This window comes from Micromonospora zhanjiangensis, assembly GCF_042650605.1.
GTDB classification, from domain to species: Bacteria; Actinomycetota; Actinomycetes; order Mycobacteriales; family Micromonosporaceae; genus Micromonospora_J; species Micromonospora_J zhanjiangensis.
On sequence record NZ_JBHSBN010000003.1, the window covers coordinates 1 to 19,182 of the forward strand.

Here is a 19,182-nt window from a genome sequence, read left to right on the forward strand (position 1 = left end):
CTACCTGGCGACGGCCGCCGCGTCCATTCACGACACCCGCGATCCCGGTCACACAACCCGACGATCACCCACGGTCACATCGACCGCCCTGGGATCAAACTATCAATGGAGTTTTGAAAACGCCTCCCGGAGTGCCACCAGGGTAAGGTCAGTATCTCCCGGCGAGGTTCACCATCCCTAATCGCGCCAGCGCATCTTTTCCACGAAACATTTGGAGGTTCTTTCGTTTCATATACACGCCAGAGCATGTCCAAGTCGGATTCAAAATCCATGGCAGCAGACTCACACCCCAAATCCTATTTTTAGTGCAGCCGCAGCGGCCGACTTCCTGGATCGATTTCACCGGACTTGATCCGGAAGACGCGCTCACTGTCCCGGTGCAACAGTCCGTCGGCTACCAACCTGCCGACCGTGCCCCGGAGGCGAAGTTCGGGTTGAGCGACAGATACGGCGCGGGCCACTGGTAACCGGACGCCGTCAACCGGTCGACGTGCGCCCCGATCCGCTCGTCACGGGGATGCACGAAGCTGGAGGTGAACTCGCGGTAGTCCTCGATGAGACGATCCCGTACATCGAAGACATCCACCAGCGATCCCCCAGCCGCGCCACAATGTTGCAGGTTGCCGATTCAACCATTCCGATCGCGGATCGCCATCCCCCGGTCGCGCCCTGTCGCCCATCCGACTATCCACTCGATCCCGGGTTCGCCAGCAGTTGGCCGCGCAGGAGGTGGCGTACCCATTCCTCCCACCGCTCGGCCGGCCAGCCCCGGTCGCGCACCAGGACCAGGTAAAGCTCGGGGCTGAGCAGGGCGAACAGTTCATCGGCGGCCCGCTCGGCGGACAGGCCCGGCCGGGCGTCCGGCTTGGTGACCAGTGCGTCCGCGGCGGTCGCGTAGACCGTGTGGCGCGGGTCGACGCCGTCCGGCTTCCACAGTTCGGAGATCTCCGGTTCGATCGTCGCGGCGGTCCGCATCACCTCGGCGAGCGGCGCGACACGTTCCAGCATTTCCCGCGCGCCGGCCACCAGGCGCCGGAGTGACTCGTCGGCCGAGTTCGCCTCGACGGCGGCGCGGAACCAGGCTCGCTGCACCGTCGGCACCTGCTCGTCGTCCCCGGCGAGCAGGCTGTCGCTCAACTCCTTCAGCACGGTCCGCTTGTTGCCGAAGACGAAGTAGACGGTCTGAACGGCGTACCCGGCCCGGTCCGCGATGTCCTGGAGCGTGGTCGCGCCGTATCCGCGCTCCACGAACAGGTCCCGCGCGGCGGCCAGGATCGTCCGCCGGGTCAGTCGGCTCTTCTCGGCTCGCTTGCCCTTGACCTGAGTCATCTCCGTAGCCTATATCTAGAGTTGAACACTAGAGTTCAACTCTAACAAAGGAGCGGAACATGCAGACGATCGCGAACGTCCGGCAGGCCGAGGCGTGGAACGGCCCGGAGGGCGTCCACTGGGCCGACAACGCCGACCGTTACGACGCGATGGCCCGGGGCATCAACGAACCGCTGCTCACCGCCGCCGGGATCGGCGAGCGGGACCGGGTGCTCGACGTCGGGTGCGGCAACGGTCACTTCACCCGGTTGGCCGCCCGGCGTACCGCCGGCCAGGTCCTGGGTGTCGACATCTCGGCGCCGATGATCGCCCGCGCGCGGACCACCGCCACCGGGGAAGGCATCACCAACGCGACCTTCGAGGAGGGCGACGCCCAGGTGTACGCGTTCCCGACCGCCGCCTTCGACGTCGCCGTCAGCCGGGGCGGGGTGATGTTCTTCGACGACCCGGTCGCCGCGTTCACGAACATCGGCCGGGCCCTGCGACCGGGCGGCCGGCTGGCCTTCGCCGGTCCCGGCGACGCCGCGCCGGAGCACGCCCGGGCGTTCGGGGCGCTCGCGCCGCTGATGCGTCGGCCTTCACCGGCGGCCCGCGGGATGGGCTCGCTCACCGATCCGGCCCGGATCGAGGCGGTTCTCACCGCCGCCGGCTTCGCCGACGTGTCGGTGGCCCGGGTCGAGGTGCCCTGCGTCTGGGGCCGGGACGCCGACGACGCCGTGTCGTTCTACTTCTCCCTCGGTCCGGTCACCGTCAACCTGGCCGGCGTGGACGAGGCGACCGTCACGAAGGTCCGCGACGAGGTGCGATCGGCCCTGCGGGAGTTCGAAGGGCCGACGGGGGTCTCGGTGCTGGGCACCATCTGGCTGGTCACCGCGGTCCACCCCTGACGGCGCCGGCCCAGACCGGCGGGCGGCCCGCGCCGCCGCCGGTCCGCGCCGGTGCCGGTCCGCGCCGGTGCCTGAGCCAGCTCGCCGCCGGTCCGCGTCACCCTCCGTCGAGGGTCAGTTCGGTTTCGATGCCGTAGTGGTCGGACAGGTACGCACGCCGACCGTCGGCCAGCGGCACCTCGTCCCGGAACACCAGCCGCGCCCGCGCCGTGATCTCCCGGTCCGGCGTCGACCGGACGTACACCTGGTCGAGCGCGGGCGGCGCGGGCCAGCGCGGCGTCGGCCGGTACGTCGGTTCGGCGTCGCCGGCCAGCACGTCGCGCAGCCCGGTCACGGCGGCGAAGTCCCGCAGCAGCGCCGAGGAGCGCGGCACGTTGAAGTCGCCGGTGACCACCACCGGCAGCGTGGGGTCGAGCGCGGCGACCGCGCCGGCCAGCCGGCTCAGTTCGACCCGGGCGATCCGGCTGTACGGGTTCTCCGGCGACCAGTCGTCGTCCCGGTTGGCCGACAGGTGGGTGTTCACCACGATCAGCCCGCCACCCGGTGTGTCGACGGTGGCGAGCTGGGCACCCTTGCGCATGAGCAGTTCCGGTCGGACCGGCCGCCACGGCGGGAACCGCAGCGACCGGCACCGCCGGACCGGCCACCGGGACAGCAGCACCAGGCCGCCGCGCGGCAGCACGGTCCCGGAGTACGCGTGGTGTGGGAACGCCCTGGCCAGCAGGCGGGCGTTGGGGCCGTAGACGACCTCCTGCAGGCACACGACGTCGTAGGCCGCCCGGTCCAGGATCGCCGCCAGCGCCCGTAGCCGGGGGCGGACGTCCCCCGTGAACAACGCGTTGAGGGTCAGCATCCGCAGCGCGGTCCGGCCGTCGGTCATCCGCCCATTGTGATCAGCTCTCGCGTCCGGCGCACCGGCGCCCGTCCCCGATCGGCGGCGCGGGACCGCACATCGCCAACACGTCACATCGAAAAGCGTGTGGTTACTACGTTTTCGATGTGAGCCGAAAGGCGGTACCGCCGCCGGACGGAGAGGGGGCAGGCTGAGCCATGGACGAGCAGCCAAATCGTGAGCAGTTCTCGGACGAGGAGTACGCGTTCCTCCGCCACGTACGGTTCGGTGAGCTGCCGGACCGGGTCCGGCCGGAGGACCGGGTCGAGTTGACGGAGACGGACCCGCCGGCCGACCAGCCGGAGCCGCAGGTCTGGCACCCGCAGGGCTGACGGTCACCGATCGGTCCGCCGGCCGGCGAGCCGGACCGCGAGCAGGCCGGTGAGCACGGCGAGCACGGCCTCACCGGCGAACACCGCCACGGTTGCCGCCCGCCAGCCGACACCGCCCGGCGTCGCGTCCGCGACCTGGAAGAACAGCGTGCCGAGCACGGCCACGCCGACCGCGACGGCCGCCTGCTGGGTGGTGGTGAGCACGCCGCTGGCGACCCCGGCCCGATCGGTGGGGATCTCGGCCAGCACCACGCCGAAGACCGGGATCATCACCAGCCCCTGTCCGACGCCGATCACCACGAACGCGGGCAGCAGGGTCCACCCGGTCAGTTCCCGGTAGTCCAGCCCGGCCTGCACCGCGACGGCGGCCAGGGCCGCGGCCAGGACGACGGCGCCGACCACGACCACCCGGCCCGCGTACCGGGCGACCAGCCGGGGCACGGCCAGCGACACGGCGAGGAAACCCACCGCGTACGGCGCGAGCGCCAGCCCGGCGCCCAACGGCGTCATGCCGAGCCCCTCCTGCAACGAGATCCCGGTGGTGAGCAGGAACCCGCCGACGCCGACGAAGAACGCGGCGACGACACCGAGTCCGCGCCGGAACGGCACCAGCCGGAACAGCGACGGCGGCAGCAGCGGCGCGCCGCCGGCCCGTTCCCGCCGGCGCTGGTCCCGGACGAAGACGTACGCCGCGACCGGCGCCCCGGCCAGGGCGACCAGGCTCCAGGCCGGCCAGCCGGCCGGCGCGCCGAGGCTCGGCGGCACCAGCAGCAGGCCGAGGCAGAGGGTGAGCAGCGCCGCCCCACGCAGGTCCAGCGGGACGGCCCGCCCCCGGGTCTCCGGCACGAACCGCACCGCGAGCGCGGCTATCAGCAGGCCGAGTGGGGCGACGGTGAGGAAGACGACCCGCCAACCGAGGTGGGCCAGGTCGACCGCGACGGCGACGCCGCCGTACAACTGGCCGGCCACGCAGGCCAGACCGAGCGCGGCGCCAAAGCCGGCGAGTGCCCGCTGCCGCGCGGCGCCGGCGTAGGTGGCCTGGATGGTGCTGAGCACCTGCGGGGCGAACAGACCGGCGGCGGCGCCCTGCACCAGTCGCCCGACGACCAGGGTCTCGGCGTTCGGGGCCAGGCCGCAGGCCACCGTCGTGACCGCGAAGGCCACCAGGCCGAGGATCATGACCCGGCGCCGGCCGTACCGGTCGCCGAGCCGGCCGCCGGCCACCAGGGCCGCGGCGTAGGACACCGAGTACGCCGCGACGACGAGTTGCAGCAGGGCCGCGTCGGCGCGCAGCGACCTGCCGATCACGGGCAGGGCGACGTTGACGACGAAGAAGTTGGCGGTGGCCAGGAAGGTCGCGAGCAGGATGACCGGCAGCGCCGCCCGACCGGCCCGGGGTGCGGGCCGAATTTCGCCGGGTGGTGTCGACGGTGGATCGGTACGGGCCACGGCGGCCCTGCTGGTGATGGTCACCCGGCCAGCATTCGCGGGCCCCGGGGGTGGTACCAGAGCGTGATTATCCTGGTATCAATGCCACCTGGTACCGGTTTACCACCGGAGGGATGCTGGTACCCGTGACGATCGTCGAACCACGACGCGCCGAACTCGCGGCGTTCCTGCGCTCCCGCCGGGCGCGGCTGCGCCCCGAGGATGTGGACCTGCCCACGGGTGGCCGGCGCCGGACGCCCGGGCTGCGTCGGGAGGAGGTCGCCCAGCTCGCCGGGGTCGGGGTGACCTGGTACACCTGGCTGGAGCAGGGTCGGCCGATCAACGCCTCGATCTCGGTGCTCGACGCCATCGCCCGCAGCCTGCGCCTGGCGCCCGACGAACGGCGACACCTCCTCGCGCTCACCGGGACCGCCGACGCGCCGACCGACGCGCCGGCCATCCAGGTCGATCCGGTGCGGCAACGCATCCTCGACGCGCTGGACCCCTATCCCGCGCAGATCGTCAGCCCGCGCTGCGACCTGCTCGCCGCGAACCGCAGCGCGCGGGCGCTGCTGGGTGACTGGCGCGAGCTGCCACCACACCGGCGGAACGTCCTCTGGCTGCTGTTCACCGAGCCGGCATGGCGCCGGACCCTGGTCGACTGGCGGTCGGAGGCCGCGCACTCCCTGGCCATGTTCCGCGCCGCCCGCGCCGAGCACGTCGGCGAACCGGCCTGGTCCGCACTGGTCCGGGAGCTGACCGACGTCTCCGCCGACTTCCGCCGGATGTGGAATGACCATGCCGTGGCCAGCCCGACCACCCGGCTGAAGCTGTTCACCCACCCGGGGGTGGGGCAGTTCCGGCTGGAAACGGCCAGCCTGTGGCTGCGCGACCTGCCCGGCGCCCGGATGACCGTCTACACGGCCGCCGACCCGGCCACCGAGGACGCGCTGCGCCGGATCCACGACCGGCCGCCCTTCACCGACTGGTCCCCCCTCACCCGCAAGCCCTGACAAGGACCGCTCAGTTCGTGTTACGTTGTAATACATGACGCCGGGGCCGAGCTTGACGAGTGGAGGAGGCGGGTTCAATGAGCACTCCCGACTTCGAGCAGATGACCAAGGACGAGATCATCGCGTGGTTCCGGACCACGGAAAACCTCTCGCCGGCGTTGGCCGGGATGGAACCAGCCGTCGAGCCAGCACCCCGCGCGACACCGGAAGCCCCGATGATGCTGGCCAGCATCCGACTCCCGGTCGCCCTGGTGGAGCAGCTCGACGAACTCGCCGAACGGCAGGGGACGCGCCGCTCCGACGTGGTCCGCGAGGCACTGCTCGGATACGTCGCCGCGCGGACCGGCCCGGTGGGGCAGGACGAGGCCGAGCACGCGCTCGACGTTCTGCGCCGCTTGGTGGCCGGCCGGACCGACGGCCACGCCGAGGCCGCCTGAGCGGGAGGGTTCCGCCGGGCGTACCTGTTGATCGCCGCCGGTGCCTGCCTGCTGGTGCTGACGGTCGCGGGCGCCGCCGTGGTGGTGGTCCGCCGCCGGGGACGTTTGGCCTGGTGACGGGGATGGGCATCGGCCGGCGACACCGGCCTCGGCGGCCGGCTGAAACCGCCTGATCTCCGGTACCCCCCGGCACAAACGGGCCGGCCGGGGGATACCGGGCCCCGCACGGTCAGGTGCTCTGCGCGGCGATCTCCCGGGCCCGGTCGCGGGCCGCCTCCAGCGCGGCCAGCAGGGCCGCCCGGACGCCGTGGTTCTCCAGCTCACGGATCGCCGAGATGGTGGTGCCGGCCGGCGAGGTGACCGCCTCGCGCAGCTTGACCGGGTGCTCGCCGGAGTCGCGGAGCATGATCGCCGAGCCGATCGCGGACTGCACGATCAGGTCGTGGGCCACCTGCCGCGGCAGGCCGAGCAGGATGCCCGCGTCGATCATCGCCTCGACCAGCAGGTAGAAGTAGGCCGGCCCGGAACCGGACAGCGCGGTGACCGCGTCCTGCTGGGACTCGGGTACCCGGATGGTGCGACCCAGCGGGGTGAACATCCCCTCGGCCAACGCCAGGTGCTCGCCGGTGGCGTGCGGGCCGGCGGAGATCGCTGTCATCGCCTCGTCGACCAGTGCCGGGGTGTTGGTCATCACCCGCACCACCGGCGTGCCGGCCGGCAGTCGACGACCGAAGAAGCTGGTCGGCAGGCCGGCGCAGAGCGAGATCACCAGCTTGTCGGCCGGCACCTTCGGGGCGATCTCGTCCAGCAGCACGCCGGCGTCCTGCGGCTTGACCGCCACGGCGAGGACGTCCGCCTCGGCCACCGCGGTCAGGTTGTCCACCACCCGTACGCCGTACCGGGCGGACAGCTCCTCGGCCCGCTCGGCCCGACGCGTGGTGACCAGCAGCCGGTCCGCCGACCAACCGGCCCGCAGCAACCCGGAGAGCACCAGCTCCCCGATCTTGCCCGCCCCGATCACCGCAACGGTGCGCATCCCCGCCGCCATCGCCACCCCTTCCACCCACCACGTCCCAGGATGACCCAACTGTCCAGAATCACCCCACAAGCCCCCGCAGGCCCTACCGTTCGTCGGACGACCCGCCGGCCACGGGCCGGGTGGCCCGACCGTGACCGAGGCGGACATCAAGCCTGACGGGCCGCCTCGGGCACGGTCGGGCCACCCCCCAACCCGCAGAGGATGAAACCAGAGACGAACGATCAGGAGCCGAAGAAGACTTCGGCCTCCGTGTACCGCTCCAGCGGCACCGTCTTCAGCTCGCGGGTCGCCTCGATCAGCGGCACCCGGACGATGCTGGTGCCCTGCATGGCGACCATCTTGCCCCAGTCGCCCTGGTGCACCGCGTCGATCGCGTGCAGGCCCAGCCGGGTGGCCAGCACCCGGTCGAACGCGGTGGGCGTGCCGCCGCGCTGGATGTGCCCGAGGACGACGGTGCGGGCCTCCTTGCCGGTCTTGGCCTCCAGCTGCTCGGCCAGCCACTGGCCGATGCCGCCCAGCCGGACGTGACCGAACGAGTCCAGCTCCTGGTTGTGCAGCACCATCTGCCCGTCGAGCGGCTGGGCGCCCTCGGCCACCACCACGATCGGGGCGTACTGGTGCTGGAAGCGCTTCTCGACGTAGCCGGCCACCTGGTCGACGTCGAACTGCCGCTCGGGCAGCAGGATGACGTTGGCGCCACCGGCCAGGCCGGCGTGCAGGGCGATCCAGCCGGCGTGCCGGCCCATCACCTCGACCACCAGCGTGCGGTGGTGGCTCTCGGCGGTGGTGTGCAGCCGGTCGATCGCCTCCATCGCGATGTTGACCGCGGTGTCGAAGCCGAACGTGTAGTCGGTGGCGTTCAGGTCGTTGTCGATCGTCTTCGGCACGCCGACCACCTGGACGCCCAGGTCGTGCAGCTTGGTCGCCACGCCGAGGGTGTCCTCGCCACCGATCGCGATCAGCGCGTCGACGCCCTGTTCGGCCAGGTTGTCCTTGATCCGCTCGACCCCGCCGTCGATCTTGAACGGGTTGGTCCGGGAGGAACCGAGGATGGTGCCGCCGCGCGGCAGAATGCCCCGCACTTCCGCGATGCCGAGCGGCCGGGACAGGCCCTCCAGCGGACCGCGCCAACCGTCCCGGAACCCGACGAACTCGTGGCCGTAGGTCGCGACGCCCTTACGGACCACCGACCGGATCACCGCGTTCAGACCCGGACAGTCACCGCCGCCGGTGAGCACGCCGATACGCATGAGCTGTTCATCCTCCTGGAGCTGTCGACCAGCCCAGTCAAGCCCCAGGGTCGAAGTCCGTTCAGACCGTCGGCGTCGTTGCCGGCCCGGGGCGGGCCGTCATTGCGCACTGTAGTCGGCCCCCGAGGGCCAGACCAGCGTGGCCCCCGCGACGCTCAGAAGATGACCTCGTGGTTCTTCCCCCAGGTCCGGCCGGTCACCGCTGCTCCCGGGGTCACCTCCCGGACATCGCCCGCCACCGGGCCAGGTTGTGCCGGGCGTCGACCAGCGCGTCGTGCCGGTCCGCCGCGGCGTCCGGCAGCGCCGGCCGGCCGCGGTCGTCCCACAGTTGGCGAAGATCCTTCGTGAACCGCGGGATCTCCCGGGGCAGCGCCGGCATGGCGCCCCACAGCTGGGCCAGCGCCACATGGTCGTAGGCCGCGTACCAGGCCCACAGCTCCAGCGTCTCGGCCGGCCGGTCGCGTACCGGCTCCATCAGGAAGTCGTAGAGTTCGTCCCGGATGCGGGCGCGGGAGCGCCAGGCCCGGTCGGCCGGCGACGGGAGCTTGTCCAGCACGTTGCGACGCACCCAGGGCACGGCCCGGGAGTCGTCGAACTCGGTGGACACCGCGTAGAACTCGCGGCCGTACTCGTCGACGACGCCGATCGACACCAGGTCGACCAGCCGGCCGTCCTCGATGAACTCGCAGTCGTAGAAATAGCGGTAGACCATCGCGGTCATCTTCGCCGACCCGCCCGACCGGCCGGCCACCGGGGCCGGCCACCGGGGCCGGTGGCCGGTGGTGGCCCGCCGTCGCCGACGGGCCACCACGACCTCCCCACGGTCACCTCGCGGGCCGCGCCGTCTCCCCCCGTACGGCGCCGCGGCCGGTCCGGACGGGTATCCCCCACCCGCCCGGACCGATCGCGGCATCCCGCGACCCGGCGATCCGCTCCGCCCCCGTACGGCCCCCACCCAGCAGCGGACCTGTACCTCAGCTTGCCGGCACGGAAGCGGCAGAACTGTCACAGAAGTGATTCGAGGGGTGTACAGCAAGCGACATGACAGTCATGATCTGATGTGTACCGCTACGCACTGGTGGCGGAATCGGTGCAGCTCGCGCCGGTGACCGAGGCCGTCGGGGCGGGTTGTGGTTCTTACCGGGGAGGGGTTGGGCGTTGGAGGTTCGCCTGCCGGAGCCGGGTGACGCGCTCACGGGCGTCGACATGTTCGCCGGCCTGGAGCCGGAGGTACGGCAACGGGTGATCGCCGCGGCGGTGCCCCGTACCTACCGCAAGGGTCAGCTGCTGTTCGTCGAGAACGACCCGGGCGAGTCCCTCATCGTGCTCCGCCGTGGCGCGGTGGCGGTGTTCCGCACCGCGCCGACCGGCGAGCGCGCCGTGCTCCACGTGATCCGCCCGCCGGACGTGCTCGGCGAGGTGTCGCTGTTGGACGCCTCGACCCGCTCGGCGTCGGCCGAGGCGATCGAGGACTGTGCCGCGCTGGCCCTGTCCCGGGGTGCCTTCATGGAGCTGGTGCACTCCAACCCGCGCATCCTCGACGCGGTGATGCGGTCGCTCGGCGGGCTGATCCGCCGGCTCACCGAACAGAACGCCGACCACGTCTTCCTCGACCTGCCCGGACGGGTGGCCAAGACCCTGGTCCGGCTGGCCGGCGAGAGCCACGCACCGATGATCACCATCGAGCTCAACCAGAGCCAGCTCGCGGAGATGGCCGGTGGCTCGCGGCAGAGCGTCAACCAGGCGATCGGGTCGTTCGCCAGCCGGGGTTGGTTGCGGACCGAGGGCCGCCGGATCGTGGTGACCGACGTGTCCGCGCTGCGTCGCCGGGCCGGCATGGCCGAACGCTGAGCACTGAACCTTTTTCAACCTCCCCTGGCGGATCGTCGTCGGGCGAGGTCGAAGGCGGTACTTGCGCGCCGCGCGGTTCAGGTTGAAATCGATTCAGTCGTACCCCGAGGGGGTGGCACCCGGCGCCGCGGCGCCCGCGGTGTCACCCCCCGGTCGGTTATCGCTCGGGCTCAGGGCTTGGTGCCGGTCGGGCCCAGCCACTCGGTGTGCGCGTCACCGCCCGAACCGCCACCGGACTCGCTGACGATACCCTCGGCCTGCAACCGCGCCACGGTGGCCGCGTCGACGTCGACCGTCTCGCCAGCCGCGTGGTTGACGCCCTGCCCGTCAGTCCAGTCCCCGTCCAGCCGGACCTGCACCATCGACGTTTCTCCCTACGTGTGATCCAGTGTTTCGACCGGATGGACTGTAGCCCGCAAGCCACCTGACGGAGTGTCTGCTAACCAACAGCCGGGTTCCCGACAGTGCGTTCGGCGGCGATACTCGGACGGGTGATGACCAGCGCCACGTCGGACGGCCCGGCTATCGGGACGACCGGCGCGACCGACCAGTAACAAGGCCGACAGGCACCGGAATGGACCGGTTGTAGGGTCACCCGGTATGGAAGCCGGCCGGTAACAGCGGGATCCACCATCCGCGCGATCCGTCGCAGGAGGACCAATCGCCGCCTCATGTGCACAGTGCGGCCGGACTGCCGCGGCCGACGACCGCTTCTGCGGCGGCTGCGGCAGTGAGCTGTCCACGCCCTGTACTCACTGTTCCCGACCGCTGCCGACGGACGCCGCCTTCTGCACGGCGTGCGGACGACCGCAGCAACGCACCCCCGGGCCGGTCCGTGCCGTGCACGAGGACCGTCGGCGGGTCAGCGTCCTGTTCGTCGACCTGATCGACTTCACGCCGTACGTCGAGCGGGCCGACCCGGAGTTGGTGCGCGGGATGCAGACCGGCTTCTTCGCCGCCGCCCGCCGGGTCGTCGCGCAGTACGGCGGGGTGGTGGAGAAGTACATCGGCGACGCGGTGATGGCGCTGTTCGGGGCGCCGGTGGCCACCGAGACGGACGCGCTGCGCTGCGTACGGGCCGGCCTGGAGCTGCAGCGGGTGCTCACCCGGTTCACCCCCGGCGGCGAGGACGGGCTGCGGTTCCGGGTGGGCGTGGCGACCGGTGAGGCGCTGGTGGACACCTCGGCCGCCCGGGACGGCGGCCAGGCGATCGTGGCCGGTGACGTGGTCAACACCGCCTCCCGGCTGCAGTCGGTGGCACCGCCCGGCGGGGTGCTGGTCTGCGGTCCCACCCACGCGTTGACCCGGGACGCCATCGACTACGCCGCCCGGCCGGCGGTGACCCTGCGCGGCCGGTCCACGCCGACCGAGGTCTGGTTGGCGCTGGCCCCGGCCAGCCGGCAGTTCGACAACCGCGGCCACGACGCCACGCCGTTGATCGACCGGGAACACGAACTCGGCCTACTGGTCAACGCCCTGGACCGGTCGTTCCGCCAGCAGATACCGCAGGTGGTGACCCTGCTCGGCGGCGCCGGCATCGGCAAGAGCCGGCTGGTGCGCGAACTGTACCGGCACACCACCGGCTCCGCCGACCGGGCGTTGACCTGGCACACCGGGCGCTGCCCGCCGTTCGGCGAGAACGTCACCTTCGCTGCGCTGGCCGACATCGTCAAGGCCGAGGCCGGCATCCTGGACACCGACCCGGCCGCCACCGCGACGGCCCGGCTCGGCGCCACCATCGCGGAGCTGGTCGCGCCGGCCGAGGTGGCCCGGATCACCGACGCGCTGCGCCCGGTGGTCGGCCTGCCCGGGCCGAAGCTGCCGGCCGAGGAGTGCGAGTCGGCCTGGCGTCGCTTCCTGGTCGCCATCGCCGCCCGCCGCCCGACGGTGCTGGTCTTCGAGGACCTGCACTGGGCCGACGAGGCGATGCTGCGCTTCATCGAGCTGCTCGGCTCGTACGCCCGGGACGTCCCGCTGCTGGTGCTCTGCACGGCCCGCCCGGAACTGATCAGCCGCAACCCGGGCTGGGCCGGCTCGCTGACCGGGTCGGTGACGGTCACGCTGCCACCGCTGCGCAACGCCGCCGTCGGCGCGCTCTACGCCCACCTGTTCGGCCAGACCGTGATCGACGCGGACGCGCTGACCCCGCTGATCGAGGTGGCCGGCGGCAACCCGCTCTACGCCCTGGAGTACGTCCGGATGCTGATCGACCAGGGCGCGCTGCGGCAGAACGGGCGGACCTGGTCGTTGCGCCCCCGCCGCGAACTGCCGATGCCGGACAGCGTGCACGCGGTCATCGCCAACCGGCTCGACCTGCTGGACAGCGCCGACCGTACGGTGCTGTTGGCCGCCTCGGTGGTCGGCGCGCAGTTCTGGCCGGGCGCGGTCGCCGCGGCCCTGGGACAGCCGGTCGAGGCCACCGAACGCGCGCTGCGCCGGCTCGAACAGCGCGAGTTCGTCCGGGAGCAGCCGACCTCGACGATGGCCGGCCAGCCGGAGATCCGGTTCCGGCACATCCTGGTCCGCGACGTCTGCTACCAGCGTCTGCCCCGCACCGAGCGGGTCGCCCACCACACCCGGACGGCGGACTGGCTGGACGCGCTGTCGCACAGTCGGGACACCGACCTGGCCGAGGTGCTCGCCCACCACCGGTGGGCCGCCCACGAGATCGCCCAGACGCTGGGCATGGACACCCACCGGTACGCGGTGCGGGCCCACGAGGCGCTGCACCGGGCCGCCCGCCGGGCGTACGCGCTGCACGCGCTGGACGTGGCCGCCGGGCACGCCGAGCGGGCGCTCGCGCTGGCCGGCGACGATCCGCTGGACCGGCTGCAGTTGGAACTGCTGAGCGCCGAGATCTCGTTCTTCCTGGACGGCGACGCCTTCCTGTCCGGCGGTGGCACCGGGCGGCTCGCCGACCTGGCCGGCAAGCTGCTGGCGGACGGCGACCGGGCCTGCGCGGCCCGGGCCTGGACCCTGCTGGGCCGGGCCGCCTGGCTGCGCGCCGACCGGGCCGGGGCGCTGTCCTGCCTGGGCCGGGCGGTGGAGCTGTTCGACCCGCTGCCGGACAGCGAACAGAAGGCCGACGCGCACGCCGAACTGGGCCGGTTGCACATGCTCAACTACGAACGGGACGCGGCGATCACCGCGGCGGCCACGGCGGCCGAGATCGCCGAACGGCTGGGGCTGGTCGAGACCCGGGCGGACGCCCGGATCACCGTGGCCACCGCGCGCTACCAGGCCGGCGACCGCACCGGCGTACGGGAGCTGCACGAGTTGGTGGACTACTGCCGCCAGGCCCAGTTGCTGGCCCTGCCCCGGGCGGTGCAGAACCTCGCCTGGGCGGTACGCGAGGAGGGCGACTGGCTCACCGCGGGTGAACTGGTCAAGTCGCTGGAGAACAGCGGCCCCTCGTTGACCACGGGCGGGTCGTTGGCGGCGATGCGGGCGTACTGCGAGGGGGAGTTCACGGCCCTGCTGGCGGCGGCGGACGCGTTCGTCGACACCCCGACGGGCCGCTGGGACATGCAGGTCCGCGGCATGCGTGCCTGCCTGCGGGTGCTGCGCGGTGAGCCGGTACCGGCCGGTCCGGCCGGCCGTGACGAGGCGGCGCAGGCGGGTTCCCCCGTCGCCCGGCCGGCACCGGAACCGGCCGGCGACGGCCGCCGCCGGGCGGGCGGCCGTGGTGAACCCGCCGCGGGCGACGAACCGGGCGGTCCCGACGAGCCGGACGACGTCAGCGACGCGTTGGACACCGCCCGGCGCAGCGGCTTCCACCGGCTGCACTGGACCATGCTCGGCAACGGCGCGCTGTGCCGCGCGTTGCAGGGACGCCCGCGCGAGGCCGCCGCGCTGCTCGACGAACTCGCCGGGTCATGGTCGCCGGTGCCGGCCCTGGCCAGCGGCGAATGGGTCGCCGCGGCCGCGTACGCCGCCGCGTTGACCAGCCGTACGGCGACGGCCCGGGTGCGCGCGATGCTGGATCGGGTCGGGCACCGGACGCCCTGGGCGGAGGCGGCCCTGCACACCGTCACCGCGGCGCTGGCCGGCTACGCCGGCGACCACGACCGGGCCGGCGAACTGCACCTGGCGGCGGCGGACGTCTACGCCCGGATTCCGGACACCACCGACCGGATGCTGGCGCTGGCGCTGGCGGTCGACGCGTTGCGCCGGTCGACCGGCGGTCGGCGACGGGCCGACGACCTGCTCGTCGACGTGGGCGAGTTCGCGCGGCGCAACCGCGCCACGGGCCTGCTGCGGATCGCCGAGGGCGCCCGGGTGAGCCGGGTCGAACCGTCGGTGCTGGCCTCCTGAGGCGGTCGGCGCCCCTGCTGAGGCGGTCGGCGCCGCGCGCAGCCCGGCCGGCGGGCGGCGGCGCTCAGGCGGCCACCGGGGCGGCCGGCTCGGCGGCGGGCTGCGCGTTCTTGAGCTTCTGGGCGTAGACGTCGACGTACTCGCGGCCGGACAGCTCCATCAGCTCGTACATGATCTCGTCGGTGATGGCCCGCTCGACGAACCGGTCGCCGGCCATCCCGGCGTACCGGGAGAAGTCCAGCGGCGCGCCGAACCTGATCCGCACCCGCTTGATCTTCGGGATCAGCGTGCCGGGGGGTTGGATCTCGTCCGCGTTCAACATCACCACCGGGACGACCGGGGCGCCGCTCTCCAGCGCCAGCCGGGCGACGCCGGTCTTGCCCCGGTACAGCCGGCCGTCCGGCGACCGGGTGCCCTCCGGATAGATGCCGGCGATGTTGCCCGAGCGCAGCACCGTCAACTGGGTGTCCAGGGCGGCCCGGGCGGCCTTTCCGCCGGACCGGTCCACCGGGATGGTGCCCGCACCGACGAAGAACATCTTGGTCAGCCAGCCCTTGAGGCCCTTACCGGTGAAGTATTCGGCTTTTGCGACGAAGGTCACTTTACGCTTGACCATCAATGGCATGAAGATCGAGTCGGCGAACGACAGGTGGTTGCTGGCCAGGATGGCCGGGCCGGTGCGCGGAACGTTCTCCCTTCCCTCGACCAACGGCCGGAAGATCAACCTCAGCCAGGGGCCGAGGATGACGTACTTCATCAGCGTGTAGAACACCAGCGCCCTTCCCCCACCGTTCCGCACCTTCACCGGGCACTCCGCCGGCGGCCGGATCGTCGGTCCCTGAGCCTACGAACGAGTACGCCGCGCCACAACGCACTCCCGCAACCAAGGTCCGCCGTGTCACGATTCAAGGCACGGCGCGCGGTGCCGGCGTCGGGGGTGGAACGGGACGGGCGCGTGGGCGCGCCGGTGAGGGGAGGTGGCCGGTGTCAGCGGGTGGTGCCCGCCGCGGGCGGCGGGACAACGGACTCGACGCGACGGACTACGCCGTCGCCGGCGACGTGGACCCCCGGGTCGGCGAGCACCTGCTGGACGTGCTGGCCGCCGGTGGCATCGCCGCGTACCTGCAACCCTCCGCCGACCTCAACCCGGTCACCCGCACCACCACCGTCCCGCCCCGCCCGGTCGACCGGCTGTACGTGGACCGGGCGCACCTGGAGACCGCCCGGGACTACCTGTCCCAGCTCGCCGACGAGGGCGGCCGGGACGAGTCGCGTACGCCGGGCGAACCGGCCGCCGACCCGGACGTCGACGCCGAATGGGCCAAGATCATCGCGGGGTACGACACCGACCTCGGTGCCGGGGCCCGCCCCTGGCCGGCCGCCGAGGACGTACCCCCGGACGACCCCGCCGGTCCGGCGGACCCGGCCGCCGGCGCCACGGGCGGCGCCACCGCCACCCGGACCGCCCCGGAGAGCGCCGGCCCGGCGCCCACCGAGGTACGCCGCCTCCCGTCGGCCACCGACTTCTCCGGCATCTCGGTCGGCAGCCGGCGCGACGACGGGCCGTCCCTGCTGGACGGGCTGGACACGTTCGGCGCCGACCTGCCGGACGACCCGGACGAGGAGGGCTACACCCCGCCGCCCCCACCGCCGCTGCCCCGGGTCTCGAAGTACGCGGTCCTCGGCGTGCTGGCCATCGTCGCCGGCTTCGTGCTGTTCCTCTTCCCGGACCTGCTGCCGATCGACCGCGGCATGTCCACCGTCATCGGCTTCGCCGGCATCCTCGGTGGGTTCGTCACGCTGGTCTGGCGGTTGCGCCCCGGCGACGAGGACGACGACTACGACCCGGACGACGGCGCGGTGGTCTGACCGCCGGCTCCACCCGACCGACGGCTCCACCCGACCGACGGCTCCGCCCGACCCCCGGCTCCGCCTGACCGACGGCTCCGTCCACCTCGGACGGTGACCGCGCGTCACCGGCGTGCCCGACGGGCGTTCCGGACGTCACTCCCGACGATGATCGGTGGGTAACACTCGTGTAACTTGGCGTCAGTAGGAATAGTGCGGTACGTCCATCCCTCGACCATCTGCGGCCTTTCCCCCGCGCGATGGCCCCACACACAACCGCATGAGGTGCCCGCGATGCGCCCGAGCTCCCTGGTAGTGGTTGCGAACCGCCTGCCCGTCGACGACAGCGTGGCGCCGGACGGCGCCTGCGAATGGCGCCGCAGCCCCGGCGGCCTGGTCAGCGCCCTGCACCCGCTGCTGCGGCACAAGCCCGCGGCCTGGGTGGGCTGGGCCGGCGGCATCGGTGACGCGCCCGCCCTCGCCGACATCGACGGCGTCCGGATGCGCGCGGTGGCCCTGTCCGCCGAGGACGTCCGGGACCACTACGAGGGTTTCGCCAACGCCACCCTGTGGCCGCTGTTCCACGACTCCGTCGAACAGCCCTCCTACCACCGGCGCTGGTGGGAGGGGTACCAGCGGGTCAACCGCCGGTTCGCCGAGGCGGCCGCGGAGGTCGCCGAACCCGGCGCGGTGGTCTGGGTGCAGGACTACCACCTGCAGCTCGTCCCGGGCATGCTCCGCGAGCTGCGGCCCGACGTCCGGATCGGCTTCTTCCTGCACGTACCGTTCCCGCCGCCCGAGCTGTTCATGCAGTTGCCGCGGCGGGCCGAGCTGCTCACCGGCATGCTCGGCGCCGACCTGATCGGCTTCCAGCGGGCCCAGGCCGCGCACAACTTCGCCCAGCTCGCCGCCAAGCTGCTCGACCTGCCCGCCACCGACCAGCGGATCGTCGTGGGTGACCGGGTGGTCCGGGTGGGCGCCTTCCCGGTCTCCATCGACATGGCCGAGATGGAGGCGCTGGCCCGCCGACCCGACGTCGTGGAGCGGGCCCGGCGGTGGCGCGGCGACCTCGGCGACCCGCAGCGGGTCATCCTCAGCGTCGACCGGATGGACTACACCAAGGGCATCGAGCAGCGCCTCAAGGCGTACAGCGAGCTGCTCGCCAGCGGCCAGGTCAAGGTGCGCGACACGGTGATGGTCCAGGTCGCGGTGCGCAGCCGGGAACGCGTCGGCCAGTACCAGATCCTCCGCGAACGGGTGGAGCGCGAGGTGGGCCGGATCAACGGCGAGTTCGGCCGGGTCGGCGAGCCCGCCATCCACTACCTCAACCACCCGTTCGACCGGGCCGAACTGGCCGCCCTCTACCGGGTCGCCGACATCATGGCCGTCACCCCGCTGCGGGACGGGATGAACCTGGTCGCCAAGGAGTACGTCGCGGCCCGGGTCGACGGCGACGGCGTGCTCGTGCTCAGCGAGTTCGCCGGCACCGCCGCCGAGTTCACCCGGGCTTTCCTGGTCAACCCGCACGACCTGGAGGGCCTCAAGCAGACCCTGACGCAGGCCCTACGGGCCACGCCGGCCGACGCGACCGACCGGATGCGCGCCATGCGCGACCACCTGCGCACCCACGACATCCGACACTGGGCACACCTGTACCTCACCGCGCTGGACGACACCGGTTCGCTGGCCGCCCGGCTCACCACCGGCTGACCGGCCGGCGCCGGTCAGCCGGGCTGTTCCTTGTCGAGCCAGTCGAGGAGGGCGTCCAGCGGTTCCTGCCAGCGGACGTCCAGCATCAGGTCGTGCCCCATCCCGGGGAACAGCAGCGGCGCCGCGCGGTAGCGCCCGGCCGCCCGGTTCAGCTGCGCGGGCGGGACCACCCGGTCGTCCGGGCTGCCGATCACCAGCACCGGCGGGGCGCCCACGGCCGGTTCCAGGCTGCGGTTGCGCAGCAACTGCCACTGCGCCCGCCGGCCGACCGGATCCAGCCGACCGAGATAGCCGCGGGCGACCGCGTCCGGCACCTGCGGGCTGAACAACTGCCGGCGGTTGAGCCCCAGCCGACCGCCGAACAGCGCCGGCACCGTACCGACGGGGTTGGTGCGCAGCGCCGTCAGCAGCGGGCCCCAGCCGCCGAACACCGGCGCCAGCAGCACCGCGGCCCGCGCCGGGTAGCGGGCCAGCGCCGCCGCCACCACCAGCCCGCCGGCGCCGTGCCCGACCAGCACCGCCTGCCGGGGCAGCTCGGCCGCCACCTGGACCACGTCGTGCACGTACGCCCGCAGCGTCGCCTCCGGCGCCGGCCCGCTCCGGCCGTGCCCACGCAGACTCACCGCGTACGCCGGAAAGCCCCGCGACGCGGCGTGTTCCAGCCAGTGTTCGGCGTACACCCAGGCGCCGTGCCGGTACCCGGGCACGAACAGCACCGGCGGCTTACCCTCGTCGAACTCCGGAGCCGCGGCGAGCACCTCCCGCCGCACCGGCCGGACCGGGTGCGCCCACTCCCGCCCCCGGACGATCACAGTCCGCTCGCTCATGCCGGCACTCCCGCCCTGAGCCCGA

At 72.7% G+C, this 19,182-nt stretch carries 18 protein-coding genes; 8 read left to right on the top strand and 10 right to left on the bottom strand.

Going from position 1 to position 19,182, the window contains the following annotated elements:
• Positions 1-394: 394 nt before the first annotated feature.
• Together ACFOX0_RS05830 and ACFOX0_RS05835 are read right to left on the bottom strand one after the other, a co-directional pair.
• Positions 395-586, bottom strand: a complete 192-nt coding sequence (locus tag ACFOX0_RS05830; RefSeq protein ID WP_377542541.1) for a hypothetical protein — start codon at positions 584-586, stop codon at positions 395-397.
• Positions 587-684: 98 nt separating this feature from the next.
• Positions 685-1,329 carry a TetR/AcrR family transcriptional regulator gene (locus tag ACFOX0_RS05835; RefSeq protein WP_377542542.1) on the bottom strand — a complete coding sequence of 215 codons (645 nt, stop codon included), beginning with the start codon at positions 1,327-1,329 and terminating at the stop codon, positions 685-687.
• A 59-nt stretch (positions 1,330-1,388) separates the two neighbouring features.
• Between ACFOX0_RS05835 and ACFOX0_RS05840 the strand changes: the two genes are divergently transcribed.
• Positions 1,389-2,216 (top strand): class I SAM-dependent methyltransferase, encoded by an 828-nt coding sequence (locus tag ACFOX0_RS05840; RefSeq protein WP_377542543.1) that lies wholly within the window; start codon positions 1,389-1,391, stop codon positions 2,214-2,216.
• A gap of 97 nt (positions 2,217-2,313) precedes the next feature.
• Here the strand turns inward: ACFOX0_RS05840 and ACFOX0_RS05845 are convergent, their stop codons facing one another.
• On the bottom strand, positions 2,314-3,096 hold the full coding sequence (locus ACFOX0_RS05845) for an endonuclease/exonuclease/phosphatase family protein (RefSeq protein WP_377542544.1): 783 nt from the start codon (positions 3,094-3,096) through the stop codon (positions 2,314-2,316).
• A 170-nt stretch (positions 3,097-3,266) separates the two neighbouring features.
• On the opposite strand from ACFOX0_RS05845, the gene ACFOX0_RS05850 reads away from it, so the two are divergent.
• Positions 3,267-3,440 (top strand): hypothetical protein, encoded by a 174-nt coding sequence (locus ACFOX0_RS05850; RefSeq protein ID WP_377542545.1) that lies wholly within the window; start codon positions 3,267-3,269, stop codon positions 3,438-3,440.
• Positions 3,441-3,443: 3 nt separating this feature from the next.
• On the opposite strand, the gene ACFOX0_RS05855 is transcribed toward ACFOX0_RS05850, so the two are convergent.
• On the bottom strand, positions 3,444-4,913 hold the full coding sequence (locus tag ACFOX0_RS05855; RefSeq protein WP_377542546.1) for an MFS transporter: 1,470 nt from the start codon (positions 4,911-4,913) through the stop codon (positions 3,444-3,446).
• 89 nt (positions 4,914-5,002) lie between these two features.
• Here ACFOX0_RS05855 and ACFOX0_RS05860 point away from each other — a divergent pair, with 89 nt between their 5' ends.
• On the top strand, positions 5,003-5,881 hold the full coding sequence (locus tag ACFOX0_RS05860; protein WP_377542547.1) for a helix-turn-helix transcriptional regulator: 879 nt from the start codon (positions 5,003-5,005) through the stop codon (positions 5,879-5,881).
• A gap of 77 nt (positions 5,882-5,958) precedes the next feature.
• Positions 5,959-6,318, top strand: a complete 360-nt coding sequence (locus ACFOX0_RS05865) for a ribbon-helix-helix protein, CopG family (protein WP_377542548.1) — start codon at positions 5,959-5,961, stop codon at positions 6,316-6,318.
• 229 nt (positions 6,319-6,547) lie between these two features.
• Here the strand turns inward: ACFOX0_RS05865 and proC are convergent, their stop codons facing one another.
• The 3 genes from proC to ACFOX0_RS05880 form a co-directional block, all read right to left on the bottom strand.
• Positions 6,548-7,366, bottom strand: coding sequence for a pyrroline-5-carboxylate reductase (gene proC, locus ACFOX0_RS05870; RefSeq protein ID WP_377542549.1), 819 nt, complete (start codon positions 7,364-7,366; stop codon positions 6,548-6,550).
• A 212-nt stretch (positions 7,367-7,578) separates the two neighbouring features.
• Positions 7,579-8,607: a 6-phosphofructokinase gene (locus tag ACFOX0_RS05875; RefSeq protein ID WP_377542550.1), complete on the bottom strand. Its 1,029-nt coding sequence runs from the start codon at positions 8,605-8,607 to the stop codon at positions 7,579-7,581.
• Positions 8,608-8,821: 214 nt separating this feature from the next.
• Positions 8,822-9,319 (bottom strand): polyadenylate-specific 3'-exoribonuclease AS, encoded by a 498-nt coding sequence (locus ACFOX0_RS05880; protein ID WP_377543067.1) that lies wholly within the window; start codon positions 9,317-9,319, stop codon positions 8,822-8,824.
• A 446-nt stretch (positions 9,320-9,765) separates the two neighbouring features.
• Here ACFOX0_RS05880 and ACFOX0_RS05885 point away from each other — a divergent pair, with 446 nt between their 5' ends.
• On the top strand, positions 9,766-10,458 hold the full coding sequence (locus ACFOX0_RS05885) for a Crp/Fnr family transcriptional regulator (RefSeq protein WP_377542551.1): 693 nt from the start codon (positions 9,766-9,768) through the stop codon (positions 10,456-10,458).
• A 170-nt stretch (positions 10,459-10,628) separates the two neighbouring features.
• On the opposite strand, the gene ACFOX0_RS05890 is transcribed toward ACFOX0_RS05885, so the two are convergent.
• A complete protein-coding gene (locus ACFOX0_RS05890) occupies positions 10,629-10,820 on the bottom strand; it encodes a hypothetical protein (RefSeq protein WP_377542552.1) in 192 nt (63 codons plus the stop codon).
• Between the two features lie 298 nt (positions 10,821-11,118).
• Here ACFOX0_RS05890 and ACFOX0_RS05895 point away from each other — a divergent pair, with 298 nt between their 5' ends.
• Positions 11,119-14,772, top strand: coding sequence for an AAA family ATPase (locus ACFOX0_RS05895; protein ID WP_377543069.1), 3,654 nt, complete (start codon positions 11,119-11,121; stop codon positions 14,770-14,772).
• Positions 14,773-14,836: 64 nt separating this feature from the next.
• Here the strand turns inward: ACFOX0_RS05895 and ACFOX0_RS05900 are convergent, their stop codons facing one another.
• Positions 14,837-15,544: a lysophospholipid acyltransferase family protein gene (locus tag ACFOX0_RS05900; protein WP_377543071.1), complete on the bottom strand. Its 708-nt coding sequence runs from the start codon at positions 15,542-15,544 to the stop codon at positions 14,837-14,839.
• Between the two features lie 212 nt (positions 15,545-15,756).
• Here ACFOX0_RS05900 and ACFOX0_RS05905 point away from each other — a divergent pair, with 212 nt between their 5' ends.
• Together ACFOX0_RS05905 and ACFOX0_RS05910 are read left to right on the top strand one after the other, a co-directional pair.
• Positions 15,757-16,641 (top strand): DUF308 domain-containing protein, encoded by an 885-nt coding sequence (locus ACFOX0_RS05905; protein ID WP_377542553.1) that lies wholly within the window; start codon positions 15,757-15,759, stop codon positions 16,639-16,641.
• 273 nt (positions 16,642-16,914) lie between these two features.
• Positions 16,915-18,330 carry an alpha,alpha-trehalose-phosphate synthase (UDP-forming) gene (locus ACFOX0_RS05910; RefSeq protein ID WP_377542554.1) on the top strand — a complete coding sequence of 472 codons (1,416 nt, stop codon included), beginning with the start codon at positions 16,915-16,917 and terminating at the stop codon, positions 18,328-18,330.
• A gap of 14 nt (positions 18,331-18,344) precedes the next feature.
• On the opposite strand, the gene ACFOX0_RS05915 is transcribed toward ACFOX0_RS05910, so the two are convergent.
• Positions 18,345-19,157 carry an alpha/beta hydrolase gene (locus tag ACFOX0_RS05915; RefSeq protein WP_377542555.1) on the bottom strand — a complete coding sequence of 271 codons (813 nt, stop codon included), beginning with the start codon at positions 19,155-19,157 and terminating at the stop codon, positions 18,345-18,347.
• Positions 19,158-19,182 lie beyond the last annotated feature (25 nt).